At 44.5% G+C, this 1713-nt stretch carries 2 protein-coding genes; both read left to right on the top strand.

The window, feature by feature from the left end; translation table 11 throughout:
- Positions 1–364 precede the first annotated feature (364 nt).
- Complete coding sequence (locus PY092_RS19600; RefSeq protein ID WP_275617414.1) at positions 365–748, top strand: hypothetical protein; 384 nt, start codon at positions 365–367, stop codon at positions 746–748.
- Between the two features lie 43 nt (positions 749–791).
- Positions 792–1607, top strand: coding sequence for an IS21 family transposase (istA, locus tag PY092_RS19595; RefSeq protein WP_275617413.1), 816 nt, complete (start codon positions 792–794; stop codon positions 1605–1607).
- Positions 1608–1713 lie beyond the last annotated feature (106 nt).

The following is a 1713-nucleotide window of genomic DNA, read 5'->3' as shown; positions in this document are numbered from 1 at the left end:
ATTGGAAAACCGTAAATTGATAAAGAGAAGAACGATGCTCAAAAGAAGAAAAGAGCACCAAATTCAAAAGTTGAAACTATGACTTAACTTTGGACTGGGCCAGTCCTAATTCGTTTGAAGACGTACAGTGAGGTCAATTGCAATTAAACTTTATAAGTTAATTCCAGAAGAAGAACAGGATTCTCCAATGGATTGGCTTTCCAGACAAGAATCAATACCAGATTTAAGTGAAGCATACAATAGATATCTGAGAAGAAAAGGGTTTCTCCTCAAAGCATAAAGAAGTTCTAATGATGATTATTTTCAATCACCAACTTGATTTTAAATTGTTTTATTCTTCCTAATATAATTGTTAATTATGTTTATGGACTCAAAAAAGCTTTATGAGATTATATATGAAACTGTATTGGAAGAAGACAATGAACTTACTAATTTAACGGGTAAAGGTATTTTTTATGCTCCTGAACTATACGTTGCTTTTATTTTAGGAAAGAGTATAAAAAAAAATGAAATTTCAATTTTCAATAAAGAAGTTAGTTGGGTTAGAGAAACTAACTTAGGTAATACTGGACCTACTGATTTTGCGTTTGAAGTGGATGAAGCGACATTTGCGTTTGAACTTAAATTAAGGGATAATATTGGAAACGCCGGACATAGTATACCACCTTCGCCGGACCAAAGTGAGCATAGCTGGCCGGTGAAAGTGAGCCACCCGCGCCGGACGAAAGTGAGCCACTTTTGGACCTGATCTGTCTGTAATGTGCCAAAGGTTTTTTTTGTGAAAAAGGACCATGGCGAACAAGCAGATAGACATGCGAAAAATAAAAAGAATATTCAAGCTCTACACCTCGGGTGTGAGCAAGCGGCGGATAAGCCAGCAGTTGGGCATCTCCCGCAACACGGTGGCCAAGTACATCGATTTCTTCAAGCGTTACCGCCTGACGGCCTATGAGGTTGAGAAGATGACCCTGGAGGAACTGCACGGCCTCTTCAAGGCCGACCAAAGGCCGAAGAGCCCAAAACTGGTGGAGCTACAGCGGTACTTTCCCTACTTTGACAAGGAAATAAGAAAGACCGGGGTCACCCGACAGTTGCTCTGGGAGGAGTATTATGCCAAGCATCCCGACGGGTTCAGGCTCTCACAGTTCAAGTATTGGTACGCCGAATGGCAAAAGGAGACCTCCCCCGTGATGCGGATGGAACACAAGGCCGGCGACAAGCTGTTCATCGATTTTACGGGCAAGAAGCTCACCATTGTCGACAGGGACACCGGGGAGCTCAAGGAACTGGAAGTGTTCGTCTGCATATTGGGCAGCAGCCAGTATACCTACGTGGAGGCCTGTGCCAGCCAGAAGCTCGAGGACTTCATCCGCTGCACCGAGAACGCACTATGGTTCTACGGCGGTGTGCCGAGGGCACTGGTGCCCGACAACCTTAAGTCGGCCGTTACCAAGAGCAGCCGCTATGAACCAAAGGTCAACGAGGTGTTTGCCGACTTTGCCGAGCATTACGAAACGGCTGTCCTCCCCACGCGCACCTACAGGCCAAGGGACAAGGCCATAGTTGAGAACGCCGTGCGCATCATCTATAATTCCCCCCAATATTAGGACAGTAGCTTAAGTTTAATTTTTAACCTTAAATTCACTGTCAAATGAAACGAAGAAAGTTTACATCGGAGTTCAAGTTCAAGGTCGTTTTGGAGGCCCTGAGCGA

This window comes from Flagellimonas yonaguniensis, from assembly GCF_029193885.1.
GTDB classification, from domain to species: domain Bacteria; phylum Bacteroidota; class Bacteroidia; order Flavobacteriales; family Flavobacteriaceae; genus Flagellimonas; species Flagellimonas yonaguniensis.
Note: the sequence above shows the minus strand (reverse complement) of the source record. Positions and strands in the feature narration are given on the sequence as shown.